16 protein-coding genes are annotated in these 16893 nt (G+C 71.4%); 4 read left to right on the top strand and 12 right to left on the bottom strand.

From position 1 onward, the window contains the following. Positions 1–62: 62 nt before the first annotated feature. Both ACIBH1_RS34940 and ACIBH1_RS34935 read right to left on the bottom strand, forming a co-directional pair. Positions 63–1316, bottom strand: a complete 1254-nt coding sequence (locus tag ACIBH1_RS34940; RefSeq protein ID WP_397318277.1) for an ABC transporter substrate-binding protein — start codon at positions 1314–1316, stop codon at positions 63–65. Between the two features lie 88 nt (positions 1317–1404). Further along, positions 1405–2526, bottom strand: coding sequence for a DegT/DnrJ/EryC1/StrS family aminotransferase (locus ACIBH1_RS34935; protein ID WP_397318276.1), 1122 nt, complete (start codon positions 2524–2526; stop codon positions 1405–1407). Between the two features lie 62 nt (positions 2527–2588). Between ACIBH1_RS34935 and ACIBH1_RS34930 the strand changes: the two genes are divergently transcribed. After that, entirely contained in the window at positions 2589–3791 is a 1203-nt protein-coding gene (locus tag ACIBH1_RS34930) for a hypothetical protein (RefSeq protein WP_397318275.1), read from the top strand. Positions 3792–3827: 36 nt separating this feature from the next. Here the strand turns inward: ACIBH1_RS34930 and ACIBH1_RS34925 are convergent, their stop codons facing one another. From ACIBH1_RS34925 to ACIBH1_RS34905, 5 genes are all read right to left on the bottom strand, one after another. Continuing rightward, entirely contained in the window at positions 3828–4883 is a 1056-nt protein-coding gene (locus ACIBH1_RS34925) for a dihydrodipicolinate synthase family protein (RefSeq protein ID WP_397318274.1), read from the bottom strand. Beyond that, the gene (locus ACIBH1_RS34920) at positions 4883–5887 is read right to left on the bottom strand and encodes an NAD-dependent epimerase/dehydratase family protein (RefSeq protein ID WP_397318273.1); all 1005 of its coding nucleotides are present in this window, start codon (positions 5885–5887) and stop codon (positions 4883–4885) included. Before ACIBH1_RS34920 ends, ACIBH1_RS34925 begins: the two co-directional genes overlap by 1 nt. Before the next feature lie 63 nt (positions 5888–5950). Beyond that, entirely contained in the window at positions 5951–6823 is an 873-nt protein-coding gene (locus ACIBH1_RS34915) for a Gfo/Idh/MocA family protein (protein ID WP_397318272.1), read from the bottom strand. Between the two features lie 46 nt (positions 6824–6869). Beyond that, a complete protein-coding gene (locus ACIBH1_RS34910; protein ID WP_397318271.1) occupies positions 6870–7205 on the bottom strand; it encodes a hypothetical protein in 336 nt (111 codons plus the stop codon). Beyond that, the gene (locus ACIBH1_RS34905) at positions 7202–8725 is read right to left on the bottom strand and encodes a hypothetical protein (protein ID WP_397318270.1); all 1524 of its coding nucleotides are present in this window, start codon (positions 8723–8725) and stop codon (positions 7202–7204) included. The genes ACIBH1_RS34910 and ACIBH1_RS34905 overlap by 4 nt, the downstream gene beginning before the upstream one ends. A gap of 357 nt (positions 8726–9082) precedes the next feature. On the opposite strand from ACIBH1_RS34905, the gene ACIBH1_RS34900 reads away from it, so the two are divergent. Beyond that, positions 9083–9904 carry a hypothetical protein gene (locus tag ACIBH1_RS34900; RefSeq protein WP_397318269.1) on the top strand — a complete coding sequence of 274 codons (822 nt, stop codon included), beginning with the start codon at positions 9083–9085 and terminating at the stop codon, positions 9902–9904. Positions 9905–9957: 53 nt separating this feature from the next. On the opposite strand, the gene ACIBH1_RS34895 is transcribed toward ACIBH1_RS34900, so the two are convergent. The 3 genes from ACIBH1_RS34895 to ACIBH1_RS34885 are packed head-to-tail and all read right to left on the bottom strand — an operon-like array spanning position 9958 to position 14183. Continuing rightward, positions 9958–11748, bottom strand: a complete 1791-nt coding sequence (locus tag ACIBH1_RS34895; RefSeq protein WP_397318268.1) for a hydantoinase B/oxoprolinase family protein — start codon at positions 11746–11748, stop codon at positions 9958–9960. A 10-nt stretch (positions 11749–11758) separates the two neighbouring features. After that, positions 11759–13798, bottom strand: a complete 2040-nt coding sequence (locus ACIBH1_RS34890; protein WP_397318267.1) for a hydantoinase/oxoprolinase family protein — start codon at positions 13796–13798, stop codon at positions 11759–11761. Positions 13799–13817: 19 nt separating this feature from the next. Beyond that, positions 13818–14183: a hypothetical protein gene (locus ACIBH1_RS34885; protein WP_397318266.1), complete on the bottom strand. Its 366-nt coding sequence runs from the start codon at positions 14181–14183 to the stop codon at positions 13818–13820. A gap of 94 nt (positions 14184–14277) precedes the next feature. Between ACIBH1_RS34885 and ACIBH1_RS34880 the strand changes: the two genes are divergently transcribed. Continuing rightward, positions 14278–14955, top strand: coding sequence for a thymidine kinase (locus ACIBH1_RS34880; protein ID WP_397318265.1), 678 nt, complete (start codon positions 14278–14280; stop codon positions 14953–14955). Between the two features lie 52 nt (positions 14956–15007). Next, positions 15008–15562, top strand: coding sequence for a hypothetical protein (locus ACIBH1_RS34875; RefSeq protein WP_397318264.1), 555 nt, complete (start codon positions 15008–15010; stop codon positions 15560–15562). A 49-nt stretch (positions 15563–15611) separates the two neighbouring features. On the opposite strand, the gene ACIBH1_RS34870 is transcribed toward ACIBH1_RS34875, so the two are convergent. Continuing rightward, complete coding sequence (locus ACIBH1_RS34870; RefSeq protein ID WP_397318263.1) at positions 15612–16139, bottom strand: PepSY domain-containing protein; 528 nt, start codon at positions 16137–16139, stop codon at positions 15612–15614. A 38-nt stretch (positions 16140–16177) separates the two neighbouring features. Then, on the bottom strand, positions 16178–16843 hold the full coding sequence (locus tag ACIBH1_RS34865) for a DsbA family protein (protein WP_397318262.1): 666 nt from the start codon (positions 16841–16843) through the stop codon (positions 16178–16180). Positions 16844–16893: the final 50 nt, after the last annotated feature.

Below are 16893 nucleotides of genomic sequence, written 5' to 3'. Positions count from 1 at the left end.
TTCGCACCTTTCAGGGGGATCCGGCCGGCGGCCCGCGCAGGGGCCGCCGGCCGGAGCTGAACTCAGCCGCCGCTGGCCAGAAGGGTATTGGCCTCCTGGGCCGCACCGTCCAGAGCCGCCTTGGCGTCTTCCTTGCCGAGCAGCGCCGCCTGGAGGTGGGCGGCGATGATGCCCATCACCTGGCGGGCCTTCGGGTGGGTGTCACCGGGGAAGGCGAACTCCAGCGACTTGGCGAACTCCGCCGCCGCGGGCGTCTGGCCCGGGATGGTGACGTCGGTGCGGGCGGAGAAGAAGCCCGACTCCTTGGCCAGGTCGGCGGCGACGGCCGGCGAGGACAGGTAGGCGGCGAACTTCTTGGCGGCCTCCTTGTTCTCCGAGTGCTTGGCCATCACCAGGCCGCCGGGGATGCCGAACGCGACGCGCTTCTTGCCTTCGAGCGGGAGCCCGATGCCGACGTTCTCGTCGCCGATGACCTTGCCGAGCTGGACGGCCTGCAGGGCGGTGGCCGCGTGGTACATGGCCGACTGGCCGCCGGCCAGGGCGCCGCCCTCGATGTCGTTGCCCTTGGAGGCGGTGTTCTCGGGCAGCCCGCCCGCGGCCTTGAGGTCGAGCAGGAACTGCAGCGACTCCACGCCCTCGGGGCCGTTGAAGGCGACGGTCTTGCCGTCGGCGGCGAAGATGGAGCCGCCGTTGGCCCAGAAGATCGGGTAGAAGCTCTGGTTCAGCGACACCTCGGGCTTGCCGGGGTAGTCGAGGACGGCGACCTTGTTGGCCGCCAGCTTGGGCGCGGCCTCCTTGAGCTCGGCCAGGGTGTCGGGGATCTCCGTCACACCCGCGTCGGCGAAGAGCTTCTTGTTGTAGATCGGCGCCGTGATCGTCTGGTAGACCGGCACGCCGTACAGCTTGCCGTCGACGGTCAGGGCGGCGAGCGAGTTGGGCAGGTAGGAGGCCTTCTCGGCGGCGATGATGTCGTCGACCGGTTCGAGGGTGCCCTGCTGCGCGTACTGGGGGATCTGGTCGGGCCCGAGCACGACCAGGTCGAAGCCCTTCTTGGCGGCCAGAGCGGTGGTGACCTTCTCCTGGCGGCCCTCCCAGGGCTGCATGTCGATCTTCAGATCCACGGACGTGTTCTTGGCCTCGAAGTCCTTCTCGACCTTCGCCCAGAACGCCTGGCTCTTGGCCTGGTCCCCGATCACCGGGTACATCCAGAGCGTGACGGTGCTCTTGTCCGAGCCGGAGCCGCTGCCCCCGGATCCGCACCCGGCGAGCACGATTCCCAGGGCGGCCGCGAGGCCGGCTGCCGCGAGCTTCCTCATCGGCGCCATCCTTTCCTTCATAATACCGGTCCTGACCGAAACCTAGTGACCGGGAGACAGGGGGTCAATGCTTGATACATGAACGTAACTACGGACCGGTCCGGATAACCTTCGCGATCCATGCCACGTGTTCCGTGGTGTAGTGCTCGTTCCACTCGATGACCAGCAGGGTCCTGCCGACCAGCTCCTCGGCGACCGGGCACGGCCGCGGCTCGTAGCCCTCGAGGGGGTAACGCGACGTGCCGTAGATCGGGGCGTCCCAGACGGGCGCCCGGTTCAGCGGGGCCTCCAGGTAGCCGGCCCTGGCCGGGACCCCGGCCGCGCGAAGCCGCTCCGCCAGGGCGGCGGCGTCGGGCACGATGAGCGGGAACAACCACCACGCGTGGCCCTCCGGGCGCGGCAGGACCACGTCCGGCAGGCCCTCCAGCAGCTCCAGGAGCTCCAGCGCGGTCGAGCGCCTGGACCTGACCACCCCCGGCAGCTTGGCGAGCTGGGCGCGGGCGACGGCGGCCTGCAGCTCGGTCATGCGGTAGTTGAGCCCGAAACTGGCGTGCGAGCGGCCGGCGGCCCTGTCCCAGCCCTTGTCGGCGAACAGCCGCATCCGGCGGGCCAGCTCGTCGGAGGAGGTGACGGCCAGGCCGCCGTCGCCGCAGGTGATGTGCTTCCACTGCTGCAGGCTCAGGCATCCCACGTCGCCCGCACCGCCCACGGGCCGCCCGTCGGGCAACGTCGACGTCCAGGCCTGGGCGCAGTCCTCGATCAGCATGATCCCGGCGTCGGAGGCCAGCTCACGCAGCTCGCCGAGCCTGGCGGGAGCGCCGAACAGGTGCACCGCCATGATCGCCCTGGTCCGGGGTCCGATGAGCCCGGCGACGGCCGCGGGATCCAGATTGCCGTCGGCCGGGTCGACATCGGCGAAGACAGGGACGGCGTTCTGCGCCAAGATGGGGGCCACGGTCCCGAAATCCGTGATCGGCGTCGTGATGATCTCGTCACCGGGATCCGGCGCCGCCGCCACGACAGCGAGATGGAGGGCCGCGGTGCCGGAGCTCGCGCTGACCGCGTGCCGTACCCCGTGCAGCTCCGCGACCTCGCGCTCCAGGGCGCGGGCCTCGGTGCCCCAGACGGAGTTGAGCATGCCCGAGCGGATCACCCGCTCCGCGGCGGCCACCTCCTCATCGCCGAGGGTGCGGCCTTCGGGCTCGGCCATGGTTGGAAAGTGGAGCTCCATTAGTTAGCCTTTCGGTCTGGACCGGAACAAGGGAGGCCTGGGTGGGCATCGTCATCGGGGTCGTCGGACCGCATGATCTGGTCGACGACGTCGCTGCCACCTGCGAGGAGCAGCCGGGCGTCAGCGCGCTGCGCCTCGACTACGACCACGAGTCGCAGGCCACCTCGATCGTCGAGGCACACGCCGGCGCCGTCGAAGGCTGGCTGTTCACCGGCATCGTGCCCTACATGCTGGCCCGCGACGCCGACCAGCTCACCAGGCCGGCCGCGTTCGTCGACTACTCGGGCGCGACACTCCTGTCGGCCCTGGTACGGCTCCAGCACGAGGGCCACGACGTGACCCGCCTGTCGATCGACACGCTCGCCACCGGCGACGTGACCGCGACCTTCACCGAGGCGGGCCTTCCGGTCGGCCAGGTGCGCACCATGCCCTACCGGGCGGGCGTCACCTCGGCCAAGACCGCCGCCTTCCATCGCAAGTCGCACGCGGCGATCACCTGCCTGAGCTCCGTCTACGAGGAACTGCGCGGCTCGATGCACGTCCACCGCCTGGTCCCCTCCGTGCACTCGGTGCGCGTCGCCCTGCGCCAGCTGCTGCTGACCGCCGAGGGCCAGGCGACCGAGGACGCCCAGATCGCCCTCGGGCTCATCGAGGCCGACAGCGACGAAGGACTGCTGCGCGAGGCCACCGCGCTCGGCGGCACGCTGGCCGCCTTCCGCGGCGGCACGCACCTGCTGGTCACCACGCGCGGACCGCTCCACGACGCCACCGGCGGCTTCTCGGCGCTGCCCATGCTGGCCAGGCTGGCCGGCGCGGGCAACCGGGTGGTGCGGGTCGGCTTCGGCCTGGGCCGCAGCGCCGCCGAGGCCGAGAGCCTGGCACGCCGGGCGCTGAGCCGGGCCCGCCGCATCGGCGACGTGGCGGCGGTGCTGTCGCTGCGCGCCGACACCGACATCGTCCTGGAGTCGGTGGGCACCGCCCCGGCGCCCGAGCAGAACCTGTCGGTCATCGCCCGCCGGGTGGGGCTGTCGGTGCCGACGCTGGAGAAGCTCCTGGAGGCCCGCGAGGCGGCCGGCGGCGAGCCGCTGACGACCAAGGAGATCGCCGAACGGCTCGCGGTCCAGCAGCGCACCGCCAGGCGCATGCTCTACCGGCTGGAGCTGGCCGGGCTGGCGGAGCGCACCGGCAACCTGACCAGCGGCTCCAGCGGCCGCCCGCTCACGCTGTACCGGCTGACGATCTGAGGCGGGGGCCGGCTGACGATCTGACATGGGCGGCCGCTACCTCAGCCAGCGATCCAGGCCCTCGGCGACGAAGTCGTCGTCGCGCAGCCACGGGTAGGCGGCCCAGACCCGGTCGATCTCGGCCAGCTGGCCGGGCGACAGCTCCTCCTCCGGATCCAGGCACCACCGCCCGGCCAGCAGGCCCTGGCGGCGCAGGATCTCGTGGATGCCGGGGATGCAGCCGTGGAAGCCGTTGGCGGAGTCGAAGATGGCGGCGTTCGCGTCGGTCAGGTGGCCGTCGAGCGACAGCAGCCGCCTGGTCGCCGCGTCGTCGCCCGCGCGGGCCCGCCGGGCCTCGTCGAGCAGCTCGACCGCGCGGCGCACCCACACCGCCCACTGGCCCAGCAGCCCGCCGACGAACTCGACCTCCACCTCGCGGCCGTCGACCACGACCCGGTGCGGGGTGATCAGGTCGGCCAGGATGTGGTCGTCGTTGCCGGTGTAGAGCGCCACCTCGTCCTCGCGGCCTGAGCGGCAGACGCCGTGCAGCACGTCGAGCGTGCGGTAGCGGTCGAAGGGGGCGACCTTGATGCCGGCCACCGCCTCGATCGAGGCCAGCCTGGTCCAGAAGTCGCGCGACAGCGCCCGGCCGCCCACCGCGGGCTGCAGGTAGAAGCCGATCACCGGCAGCACCTCGCCGACCGCGCGGGCACGCTCGATCAGCTCGTCCTCGTCGGCCTCCCGGTAGGGGCTGAGCAGCACCATGTGGTAGCCGAGGTCGCGGGCCAGCTCGGCCTCGGCGACCGCCTGCGCGGTGGGCCCGGTCGCCCCCGCCACCAGCACCACGTCGCGGGAGTATTCACGCGCCGTCTCCGCCGCCAGCTCCAGCACCGGGGAGAGCAGCGGCGTGCCGTGGATGGCGAACTGCGTGGTGTGCACGCCCACCGCCAGCCCGCCCGCGCCCGCCTCGACGTAGTAGCGGGTCAGGGCGCGCTGCCGCCGCTCGTCGAGCTCGCGCTCGGCGGTCAGGGCCAGGGGGTGCGCCGGGATCACCAGCCCGCGGCGGAAGAGCTCGCGCACGCTCGTCTGCGCCTCGGGCGCCGTCGACAACATCAGAACTGCCCATCCCGTCGTTCGAACTTGGTCGGCTTGCCCAGCAGCGGACCGCCGCCGGCCACCCAGCGGGCGGTGTGCTCGATGAGCTCCTCCGGCGTGATGCCGGGATAGCCGTAGGTCCTGTGGCACCTGCCCGCGTTCGACAGCAGCGCCGTGGGCGCCTCCTGGCCGGTGAAGACCGGCTCCCTGCCGAGCGCGGCGCCCAGGGCCGTGGCCGCCTGCCGTACGGAGACCAGCTCGGGTCCCGTCACGTTCAGCACGTACGGCGGGGCGGCGGAGGCGTGCTTGAGCGCGCGGAGCGTGACCTCGTTGGCGTAGCCCTGCCAGACGACGTTCACCTGCCCCGTGGACAGGTCGACGGGGGTGCCGTCGAGCACCTTCTGAGCCAGGTCGACCAGGACCCCATAGCGCATCTCGACGGCGTAGTTGAGGCGGATCAGCGCCAGCGGCGTGCCGTACCTCTCGGAGAAGTGCTCGAAGATCCGCTCGCGGCCCAGGCAGCTCATGGCGTACTCCCCCACCGGGCCGGTCGGGGAGTCCTCCGTGCTGCCGCCGCTCGTGACCGGCACGAGGGGGTAGACGTTGCCCGTCGACAGGGCGGCGATGCGGCTGTCGCGGAAGCGCTCGGCGACGCGGCCGGGCAGGTAGGCGTTGGTGAACCAGGTGGCGTGCTCGCGCCCGGACGTGCCGAACTTCGCCCCCACCAGGAAGACGACGTTCTTCGCGTCGGGCAGGTCCCTGAGCGCCCGCTCGTCGGCCACGTCGGCCCTGACGACGGTGGCGCCCTCGTCGGTCAGCGCGTCGGCCAGGCCAGGCTCGGAGAACCTGGACACGGCGATGACGTTCTTGGCCCCGCCTCTGAGCGCCAGCCGCACCAGGCTGGGACCGAGTTTGCCACCCGCGCCCAGGATCAGCAGGTCACCGTCGAGCTCGGCCAGATCCGCGGTGAGTGCGGCGCTGGGTTCGGCCAGGCGCTCTTCGAGTTCGGCAACGTTAAGCAACCCCGACTCCTCTCATTTACGGTCCAGACCGTAACTAGGAGGGGGTTGCGGTGTCAATGCCCCCTACGCCTCCCGCGCGCTGACCAGGACGTCGAGGATGGCCCGGGTCTGCTCCCACGGGACCGGACTCGGGGCGCCGCCGACCATCGAGAGGAAGGCGTCGATGGTGCCCTCGTAACCCAGATCCCCGGCGATGACGATCTCCTCGGCGCCGTTCCTGGTGTGGACGGTGACGGTGTAGGACTCCTCCTCGCTGACGCCGAGCACCTCGACCGTGCCGGGGATGCCGCTCCCCCACCACTGCATCGCGATCACACCGGTGTCCTCCGAGCGCAGCGTGTCGTAGTGCCTGATCGCCCCGGCCGCGCCGACCAGGCTCACCTCGGGGCCGAGCAGCGCCACCAGCAGCTCCACGCCGTGGACCCCCATCGTCACCAGCGTGCCGCCACCCTCGCCCGGGGTGTCCTGCCAGGGGTTGTAGCCGGTCGCCCAGATGCCGACGTCGTGACGCACGGTCGCCCGTACGGCCAGCACGTCGGCGGGATCGACCGAGCGGTCGCGGAAGGCGGGCGCGAAGCGCAGCACCGAGCTCGACAGCACCCGCTCGGCGCACGGCCTGATCAGCTTGTCGATCGCGGTCAGCTGGTCGCGGGTGGCGGCGGCCGGCTTGTTGATGAAGACGGGCACGCCGGCGTCGAGAACCGGCCCGAGCGCGGCCGGCACCAGCGGCGTGGGCACGGTGAGCACGATGCCGTCGAGGTCGCGCGCCAGGAGCTCCTCCAGGCCGGCGGCCACCGCGGCCGACGGGTGCTCTTCGGTGAAGGTGGCCAGCCGCTGCGCGTCGGGCTCCCAGACGGCCAGCTCGCCGTGACGGGCGAGCGTCCGGGCGTCGGCGTAGGGGTGGCTGGTGGCCAGTCCGGCCATGGCGATGCGCACGGTCTCCTCCTGAGCGGTAGGAGACGACCATAGCGGCGGGGGCGGCTCAGCCAAGCAGCTCGCGGATGCGGTCGACGACCTCGACGATGGCGGTGACCTCGCCGGCGCGCACCGAGAGCCTGCGCAGCGCGTCGAGGACGCGCGACCGGTCGGGGTCGGCCTCGGCCAGCTCCTGCCGCACGTCGCCCGCGTCGCGCGCGGCCCTCTCCGGCTCCTGCACCTGCCCGGCGTGCTCGGCCAGCAGGCGCTCCAGCCGGTCCAGGAGCGCCGCGATCTCGCTCCGCTCAGGGGAGGCGCCCGCGTGGGTGACGCTCGCCCTGGCGTGCGGTCCGACGGCGATGGGACCGTTGACCTCGCCGCCGTGGATGTTGACGGTGTTCATGCCGCTCCGCCCCTCTGGCCGGTGTTGACGGTCGCCGCCGCGTGGTGGCCGACGGCGATGGGACCGACCGAGGCGCCGGCGCCGACGTTGACGGTGTTCATCGTCACCCCGGCCGCCTGCAGCCGGTAGGCGCCGGTGTCGACCTGGCGTTCCTCCAGGAAGTCGAGCACCGCCTCGGTCAGCCGCTGCTCGATCATGCGGGTGTACTTCGACACGTCGAGGCTCTGCACGAAGGTCTGCAGGGTGGGGCTCGCGCCGAGCTCGCGCACGCTGAAGCGCGCGCCGTACGGGTAGACAGGGTGATCGCCCGGCACCGGCGCCGACATGCCCTGCCGTACGGCCTGCACGGCCGAGCGGGCCAGGCGCCACGGGGCGGCCAGCGCGTCGCGCAGGATCGTCAGCCGCACGGCCGCCAGCGCCTCCCAGGCGATGCGGCCGCTGCCCGCCACGGGCAGCTGGTCCACCACGTGGTACGGCGGGCTCGCCGGGGGCAGCACGGTCACCACGAACTGCGTGTAGAGCATGCGCCCCTCGACGGCGAGGTAGATGAACGCCGAGGTGAGCGCCTCCTGGTCGGCGGCCGGGGCCACGAGGTGGTCCGACGCGTCGCGGATCTCCTGGCCGGTGTTGCTGACCGTGACCCGCTGGTAATAGCGCACGCCGCCCTGCGGGTGGCGGATGATGGCGGCGATCTCCTCGGGCGTGGCCCGGTGACGCGGCAGGCCGTCCTTGCCGAGCATCGGGTGGGGCGCCTGGCGGCGGCTCCAGTCGGCGACGGTGAACACGCCGCGCACCACCACCTGGTCGCCGATGTCGAGGTGGTGGATGCCCTCCCAGGGGCGCAGGACCCGCTCGCGCATGTCGGTCAGCCGCCGGCGGACGAACCCGTGCAGTTCCACGGGGTCGATGTCGACCGGCGACTCCTGGATCGTGCTGCGGGCCTCGGCCGTGCCGCCCCGGCGCACCCGGTCGAGCTCGACCGCTATCGACCAGGTGCGCGTGACCACCCCGGCGCCCATGAACGGGTCCTCGGTGGCGTACATCGTGATGTTGCCCCACTGCGCCTGCTCGATGTAGGCGAGCCGGCCGCGCAGCTTGTAGTCGGTGGTGTAGGCGGGCGGCGCCGGGCTGCCGGGCCGCAGCCCGCCGGCGAGCGTGAGGTAGACCGCGCACCGGTAGGCCAGCGCCACGCCCACCGCCGCCAGGGGCACCAGCAGCGAGAGGGCGAACTCCTCGAGCAGCGGTCCCGACGCCGGGTCGCCGCCGAACGGGTCGCGCCGCACGCCGAAGGTGGCCGTCAGCGAGTCGAGCAGCAGGAGCAGCACGCCGGAGAGCACGACCTGCAGGATCGTCATCGCGGCCCAGACCCACAGGACGGCGCGCAGGACGGGCGAGCCCGTGCGCACCCGGTCGAGGGACAGCAGGGCGAAGGGCAGCAGGGTGGAGATCCATCCCAGGGTGGGCAGGGGGCTCAGCACCAGGCCCGCCACGAGGCAGGCGGTGATGACCGCGTCGCGCACGAGCAGCATGGAACGCGAACGCCTGCAATGGTAAATAACGGGCACAAGGTCAAAACCGCCATATGACGGTGAAATTGCCCTGAAGGGGTCGAGGAGCGTTTCGGCCAGCACGCGGTCGCGGAATCCGGCATCCAGATAAGCGGCCGCGCTGAGATATCGCGTGGTGTTCCCCATGACCCTCATACCGCCAGGAGGCGACTGATGCAGCACGTCAGCCGTGGATGGGTTCGTCATGGGCTCCCTCACCTTCGCGACAGGTAAAGCATAGGAAAAGCCGCCCAAGACTCCGATCCTTGTTATCAAATAGCGTCAATAACAAATATTCGACACCGGCGAATTGTCGCAGAAGGTTGATTTATGGAGGAATTGGCAAAAGGTCTGATGTGCGGGCGTTGCGGCGCCGCCGTCGGCCACCTCACCGCGTGCCCCCGCTGCGGCGCCACCCTGGCGGGCCAGTCGCCGGCGGAACCACGTGAGGACCTGGTGCGCTACCGGCGGCAACGCCGCAGGGCGCTCTCGCGCGCGGCCATGGGCGCGGTGCTGGTCACGGCCGCGCTCGGCACGTGCTGGTGGATCCTCACGCGCGAGCCGCCCGGCGAGCGGCAGGCGCAGGCGCAGGGGGTCGCGGCGCAGCAGCCGCCGCCCGCGCCGTCGCCCTCGCACGTGGAGCGGACCCAGGCCGCTCCCGAGACGGACGAGACCACCACCGAGACGACACCCGAGACGGCGCAGGACGACGGCACGCCGCAGGCCGAGGCCGTCGAGGCCCTCCTGTCGGGCAGCCATTCGAGCCGCAGCAGCCTCTCCGAGGCGATCACGGCCGCCGGGCGGTGCGAACGTTCGGGGGTGACGGACATCGCGCGGATCACCGCCAGCCGCCGGGAACAGCTCGCCGAGGCCCGGCAACTCGACGTCACGGCGCTGGCCGGCGGGGAGGCGGTGAAGCGGACCCTCGTCGAGGCGCTCGACTCCTCCCACCGCGCCGACGCCGCCTTCCACGCGTGGGCGCGGCGCTACCAGGACGGCGGGTGCACGGGGCCGGTGGCGGGCGACCGCGACTACCGGCGCGGGCTGGCGCACTCGGAGAGCGCGCAGGAGGCGAAGCGCCGGTTCGTGGACGCGTGGCGGCCCCTCGCGCAGACCTACGGCCTGACGGAGTGGACCGCCGACGACATCTGACCGATGCCGGGGGCGGTTCGGGTCGAGGACGGCCCCGCGGCGGGCAGCGGGCGCTACAGCTCGTCGACGTCCGCGTTCGTACGGCCGCCGGCCAGCTTCGGGTAGCCGGGCCCCCGGTCGAAGAAGGCACGCTTGCCCGCCCTCATCGTGGCGCGCAGCTCGGCCGTGCCGACCTCGTCGACCCGGCCGTCCTCCAGCACCACGCCGTAGTCACCCAGCGCCCCGGCGATCGACACCTTGCCGTCGCGCACGTCGGCCGCGACCTTCCTGGGATCGCGGTCGTACGGCGAGCCCCAGCCGCCGCCCCCGGTCGTGCGGATCCTGATGACCTCGCCCGCCTTGACCGCGTGGTCGTCGACGAGCCCCTCCATCTCCTTGCCGTTGACGTCCACCCGGAAGGGCCTGCCGGCCAGGCCGCCGTTGACGCCCCAGCACGACAGGATCGACCGGTCGGCGATCGACATGTACGACGCGTCGCGCAGCATCCTGATGTGCTTGTCGTAGCCGAGCCCGCCGCGGAACTCGCCCGGCCCGCCCGAGTCGCACGCCAGAGCCAGCCGCTCCACGCGGAAGGGCCAGCGGGCCTCGGCGAACTCCACCGGGATGTTGCGCGAGTCGGGCACCACGTGGATGGTGTCCTCACCGTCGGCGTACCACCGGCCGCCGGAACCGCCGCCCAGCACCTCGCGCATCAGGTACGGCACGCCCTCGGCGTCGGAGCCGTAGACGCCGGTGTAGCGGATGGTCTCCTGGTCGGCGGGCATGCGTCCGCCGGTCGCCTTGGCCAGCACCCCGGCCAGCACGCCCAGGAGCCGCAGGATGACGAACGTCCTGGCGTTGGTGGGCGCGGGGAAGACCGGGGTGAGCAGGGTGCCCTTCTCCGGGAAGACCATCTTGATCAGCGGCACGACGCCCTCGTTGACATCGAGCTCGGCCATGCGCTCGGGGGTGTCGGCGAGGTTGCGCAGGATCGGGGCGAGCCACTTCTTCAAAAACACGCCGTCCGCGTAGTCGCCCGCGTGGTTGATCGGGCCCTTGGCCTGCGGCGAGGTGCCGGTGAAGTCGATCGTCAGCGGCGCCGCCTGCGCGTGGTCGACGGTCAGGGTGATGCGCTGGGTGTGCAGGCGGGGCTCGTCGACGCCGTCGTGCTCGGCGTAGTCCTCCCACACGTACGTCCCGGCGGGGATCTTGGCGAGCAGCTCGCGGCGGAACGTCTCCGTCGTCTTGTCGATGATCGCGTCGAAGCAGGCCTCGACGGCGGCTCTGCCGTACCGGTCGAACAGCTCGGTGAGGCGCCGCGCGCCCATCAGGCAGGCCGAGCACTCGGCGTCGAGGTCACCGGCCAGGGAGTCGGGCATGCGCGAGTTGCGGGTCATGATGCGCAGCGCCGCCTCGTTGGGCACGCCCTGGTCCCACAGCTTGATCGGGGGGACCATGAGGCCCTCCTCGAAGACGGACCTGGCGTGCGAGGGCATGCTGCCGGGCACGGCGCCGCCGATGTCGTCGTGGTGGCCGAAGGCCTGCACGAACGCGACCACCTGGCCGTCGTGGAAGACGGGGACGGTGACGCACAGGTCGGGCAGGTGGCCGATGCCGCCCTCGGACAGGTAGACGTCGTTGTGGAAGTAGACGTCGCCCGGCTTCATCGTCTCGACGGGGAAGTCGCGCACGACCGGCTGGACGAGGGCGCTGTAGCTGCGGCCGGTGAGCTTGCGGAGGCCGACGTCGTGGATGCCGGCGCGGAAGTCGTGGGCGTCGCGGATCATGGGTGATCGCGCGGTGCGGGCGATGGCGGTCTCGACTTCCTTCTCCACGCTCGCCAGGGTGCCCTCAACGATTTCCACCAAGATGGGATCAGCTGTGGTCACGTCTAATCTCCAGGTTGCCGAACTCGTCCACCGTCGCGGTGAAGCCCGGGTGGATGGGGACGGTCGAGCCGTACTCCTCGATGACCGCGGGGCCGGTGACCGTGGCGCCGGGGCCGAGGGCCCGGCGCTGGTGGATCGGGGTGTCGTGGTGGCGCTCGAAGTGCACCGTGCGCGTCACGGCGGGCTCGGCGGGCTCGGCGGGTTCGGCGGGCTCGGCGAGCAGGTCCTGCGCCACCCTGCGGCGGATCGGGGGCCGGGTGATCGGCCCGATGCCGGAGACGCGGAGGTTGACCCATTCGACCGCGTGACGGGGATCGTCGCGGTAGGCGTAGCCGTACAGCCTCTCGTGCGCCTCGTGGAAGCGGTCGAGCACCTCCTCGCGCCACTCCTCGGAGATCTCGCCCGCCGGGGCGGGCACCCTGACCTCGTAGGCCTGGCCGTAGTAGCGCAGGTCGGCGCTGCGGGCGAACACGGGCTCGTCGAAGCCCTCGCGCTCCAGGGCGGTGGCCGCCTCGCGCTCCAGCGAGCCGTAGAGGTCGGCGGCGCTGTCGAGCGACAGCTCGCGGGTGACGTAGGTGCGCACGTAGTCGTTCTTGACGTCCACGGTGAGCAGGCCGAACGCGGAGACGGTGCCCGGGTCGGGCGGCACGATGACGGCGGGCAGGCCCAGGATGTCCATCAGGCGGCAGGCCAGCAGCGGGCCGGAGCCGCCGAAGGTGACCAGCGGGAAGTCGCGCACGTCGAGGCCGCGCTTGACGGTGATCTGGCGGATGGCGTTCGACTGGTTGAAGGCGCTGATCTCCAGGATGCCCTCGGCCAGGCGTTCGGGGGTGAGGTCGAGCTTCTCGGCGAGGGCGTTGATCCCGGCCCGCGAGGCCTCGACGTCGAGGGGGATCTCCCCGCCGAGCAGGTGCGGCGGGATGCGGCCGAGGAAGACGTGGGCGTCGGTCACGGTCACCTCGGTGCCGCCGCGCCCGTAGCAGAGCGGTCCGGGGTCGGCCCCGGCGGACTTGGGTCCGACCTTCAGGGTGCCCTCGGGCGAGATCCAGGCGACGGAGCCGCCGCCCGCGCCGACGGTGACGATGTCGATCATCGGGATCTTGCACGGGTAGCGGCCGACCGAGCCCTCGGTGGTGATGGAGGGCTCGCCGTCGACGACCACGGCGACGTCGGTGGAGGTGCCGCCGCCGTCGAGGGTGATCACGCTGGGGTGCCCGGCGGTGGAGGCGATGAGCGCGGCGCCGAGCGCTCCGGCGGCGGGTCCCGACAGCACCGTGGTGATCGGCTGGTGGACCACCTCGGCGGCGCTGAGGATGCCGCCGTTGGACTTCATGACCGAGAACTGCCGTCCCAGGCGCTGGGAGAGGTTGGCGAGGTAGCGCTGCATGGCGGGCTTGACGGCGGCGTCGACCAGGGTGGTGATCGAGCGCTCGTACTCGCGGTACTCGCGCAGCACGTCGCTCGACAGGCTCACCACGGCCTCGGGGTGCTCACGGGCGATGACCTCGCGCATGCGCCGTTCGTGGGCGGGGTTGGCGTAGGAGTGCAGGAAGCACACGCCGATCGAGGTCACGCCGCGTCCCCTGAACCAGCGGGCGGCCTCGACAGCCTGCGCCTCGTCGAACGGCCGCACCTCGCCGCCGCGGTGGTCGAGCCTGCCGCCGACGGTCCTGACGCGGTGCACCGGGACGATGCGCGGCGGCTTGACCCAGAAGTAGGAGTTGCCGTACCCGTCGGGCACGCTCTGCCGGGCGATCTCGAGGATGTACTCGAAACCCTCCGTGGTGATGAAGCCGAGGTCGTCGATCCGGTCCTCGAGCAGCTGGTTGGTGGCCACGGTGGTGCCGTGCACGACGGAGGCGTCGTCCACGTCGCCGACCTTGGCCAGGCCGGTCATGAAGCCGTCGGCCGGGTTGGCGGGGGTCGACGGGGTCTTGACGGTGATCAGGTCACCGGTGTGCTCGTCGACCGCGACCACGTCGGTGAACGTGCCCCCGGTGTCGACGCCGATACGCAGGCTACGCATGGCTCAGTATCTACTTCGGCTAATTCCTGCGCCTACCCAAGACCTCATCGATCACTCTGGGTGCGTGTTCCGTGCCCACGTAGGCCGCGAGCCGTACGACCAGCTCCTGCGACCTGGCCAGCTCGGCCTCGACCTTGGCCTTGCCGGACTGGCCGGCCTGGATGCCGAAATAGGCGCCCATGATGGTGCCGACCACCCCGGCCAGGCCCGCGAAGAGGACCACCGACTCCTGGGTGGCGAAGACCGCCGCGCCGAAGGCGGCGAGGATGGCCACGATCCCGATCACGACGACCAGGAAGCCGTAGCGCCAGCGCACCTGGTCGGCCTGCTGCGCGGTGAGATCGTCGGTGCGCATCATGGCATCGAGCGCTGTTTCCGTTGGCAAGGTTCCTCCTGTTGCTCTTGGGACAAATCTTCCACGTAGTGACAGGAGTAGCCAACCGCCTTGGTAGTCTCCCGATGACCATAAAGGGGGATCAGTGCAGTTCAATCGGGTTAGCCAGCTTCGGTTCTTCTATGGGCCGATGGACTGCGGGAAGTCCACCCTGGCCCTCCAGATGAACTACAACCACGGCCGCCAGGGGCGGCGCGGGCTGGTGCTCACCAAGCACGACAGGTCCGGCGGACCGCAGGTCACGAGCCGGATCGGGCTCGGACTCGAGGCCATCGAGGTCACCGACACCATGGACCTGATCGAGCTGGTCAAGCTGAACGACGGCGTCGACTACCTCATCTGCGACGAGGCCTGCTTCTACTCCGTCGAGCAGATCGAGCAGCTGGCCGATCTGGTGGACCAGCAGGGCGTCGACGTCTACGCCTTCGGCCTGGCCTCCGACTTCCGCTCGGTGATGTTCCCCGCGGCGCAGCGCCTGTTCGAGCTGGCCGACGAGGTCTGCAGGCTGCAGGTGGAGGTGCTGTGCTGGTGCGGGCGCGCCGGGCAGCTCAACGCCAGGATCGTCGACGGCGTCATGGTGCGCACCGGCGAGCAGGTCGTGATCGGCGACACCGTGCCCGACACCTCCGAGCCCGCTCCCGCTCCCCTGCCGGACCTGGAGATCTCCCAGCCGGAGGTGCGCTACCAGGTGTTGTGCCGCCGCCACCACCGCGAGGGGAACCTGGGACTCTCCCCGGCCCGGCGCGCCGACGCCGAACTCTGATCCTCGGACATCTGGGGTTGCCGGATTCGTCGGATTGACGGACCATCGCCTTGTGAAACACCCGCTGCGGAAACGTGGGGCGAAGCGGGAGCTGGGGGACAACGCACTCATCGTCGGCTACAGCGGCCGCGCACTCGCGTGGACGCTGGCGCCCACGATCGGGTATTCGGTCTACACCGCCGTGACCAGCAGCACCGTCTCCCTCCATTTCGCCGGCGGCTTCGGCGCCTTCATCTTCGTCCAGAGCTGGCGGCTGTTACGCCGCCGGGTGGCCTTGGGGGTCGGGCCGGTGGGGATCTACCTGCCGAAGGGCGACGAACCGCCGCAGCTGATCCCTTGGGAGCAGGTCGGCTCGATCGAGCTCGCGGTGGTCAAGACGGAGGCCGAAGCACGGGTGACGTCGATCACGGTGACGACCACGGAGCCGCGTGAGCACGTGAGGCAGGCCGGCGGCTGGCTTCGGCTCCACCCCTCCCTCGTGGAAGCGGCGGTCCAGCGGCACAGCAGGATCTGGCCGGAGCGCACGGAGGGTTCGTCGTGGACCCCGGCGTGGCTGGTACGGGCGCGGGCGTGGATCACGCGACGGAACGGGCGACCACAGCTGTAGTCCACCTGCGGTGCGACAGCGAGCCGACCGGCCTTCCGCCCGCGGTCCGTCAGCCGCCCGGGGTGGCCGTCTTGCTGGTGACGGCGCCCGTGACCGCGTCCACCTCGACCTCGCCCACCACCCGATCGTCGCCGACCAGCTCGACCTCCCAGAAGGTGCGCCCGTCGTCCTGCTCGAGCTGCGCGGTCACGACCGGCTTGCCGGGAACGGCCTGCCTGGCCTTCTCCACCGCCTGCGTCATGCTCACCTTCGCCGCGGCCAGCTCGGCCTTGGCTTCGGCCGCGTCGTCGGCGCCCTCGTCCTGGCGCCCCGTGATCTGCCCGCTTGCCGCGTCGATGCGCAGGTCGGTCAGCTTGCCCGCCTGGGTGTACACGCTGGCCAGCCACACCGGCGGCGGCGCCTGCCCGCGCGTGAACTGCAGCAGCGTCGGCGTGCCCTCCTTCGCCGCCGCCGCCGCGGCCTCGTCGAAGTCGATCTGCACGGTCGGCGTCGGCGTCGGCACCGCCACGCTCATCCCGGCACTCGTCTCGGCGCCGCATCCGGCCAGGGCCAGTACGGCGAGCAGCCACCATCTCATGAGCGGCTCCTACCCGGAGCCGCCCCAAGACAAGGTCATCACACGGCGCAGTATCCGTCGTCGCAGCCGTCGCCGGCGGGAGCCAGCGGCACCTGGCCGGTGCGCTCGGCCACCTCGTCGATGACCTGGTCGAACACCTCGTCCGGCTGCGCGCCGGACACCGCGTACTTGTCCTCGAACAGGAAGTACGGCACGCCGGTGATGCCCAGCTCGCGCGCCCTGGCCAGTTGCTCGTCGACCTGAGCGGCGCCCTCGCCGTCGTCGCTGACGCCCACCTCGGCCGCGAGCTTGGCCAGCACGTCGGGGTCGCCCACGTTGAGCCCGTCGGTGAAGTGCGCCCTGAACAGCGCGTCGGCCATCTCGTGGCCCTTGCCCTGGGCGGTGGCGACCTCGATGAGCCGGTGCGCCTCGAACGTGCCGGTGTGCACGGCCTGGTCGAAGTTCATCTCCAGGCCCTCCTGCGCACCGACCTCACGCACCCGCGAGGTCATCTGCGCCACGTTCGGCCCGAACTTCTGCGCGAGCGCCTCCAGGAGCGGCCGCCCCTCGGTGGTGGCCTCCGGGCTGAGCTGGAACGGGCGGAAGGTCACCTCGACCTTGCCGCCCTTGGCGCGAAACCGATCGGCGGCCTTGGCGAAGCGCACGTGGCCGATGTAGCACCAGGGACAGACGACATCTGAGAAGATCTCCACTTTCACGTCCATGGACAACCATGCGAGGTTTGTCCAGATTCCCGGGGTGGCCAGGAGCCTGC

The sequence above is a fragment of the Nonomuraea sp. NPDC050663 genome (assembly GCF_044456985.1).
Taxonomy (GTDB): domain Bacteria; phylum Actinomycetota; class Actinomycetes; order Streptosporangiales; family Streptosporangiaceae; genus Nonomuraea.
The sequence above is the reverse complement of the archived record's forward strand: the minus strand, read 5'-3'. Positions and strand labels throughout refer to the sequence as shown.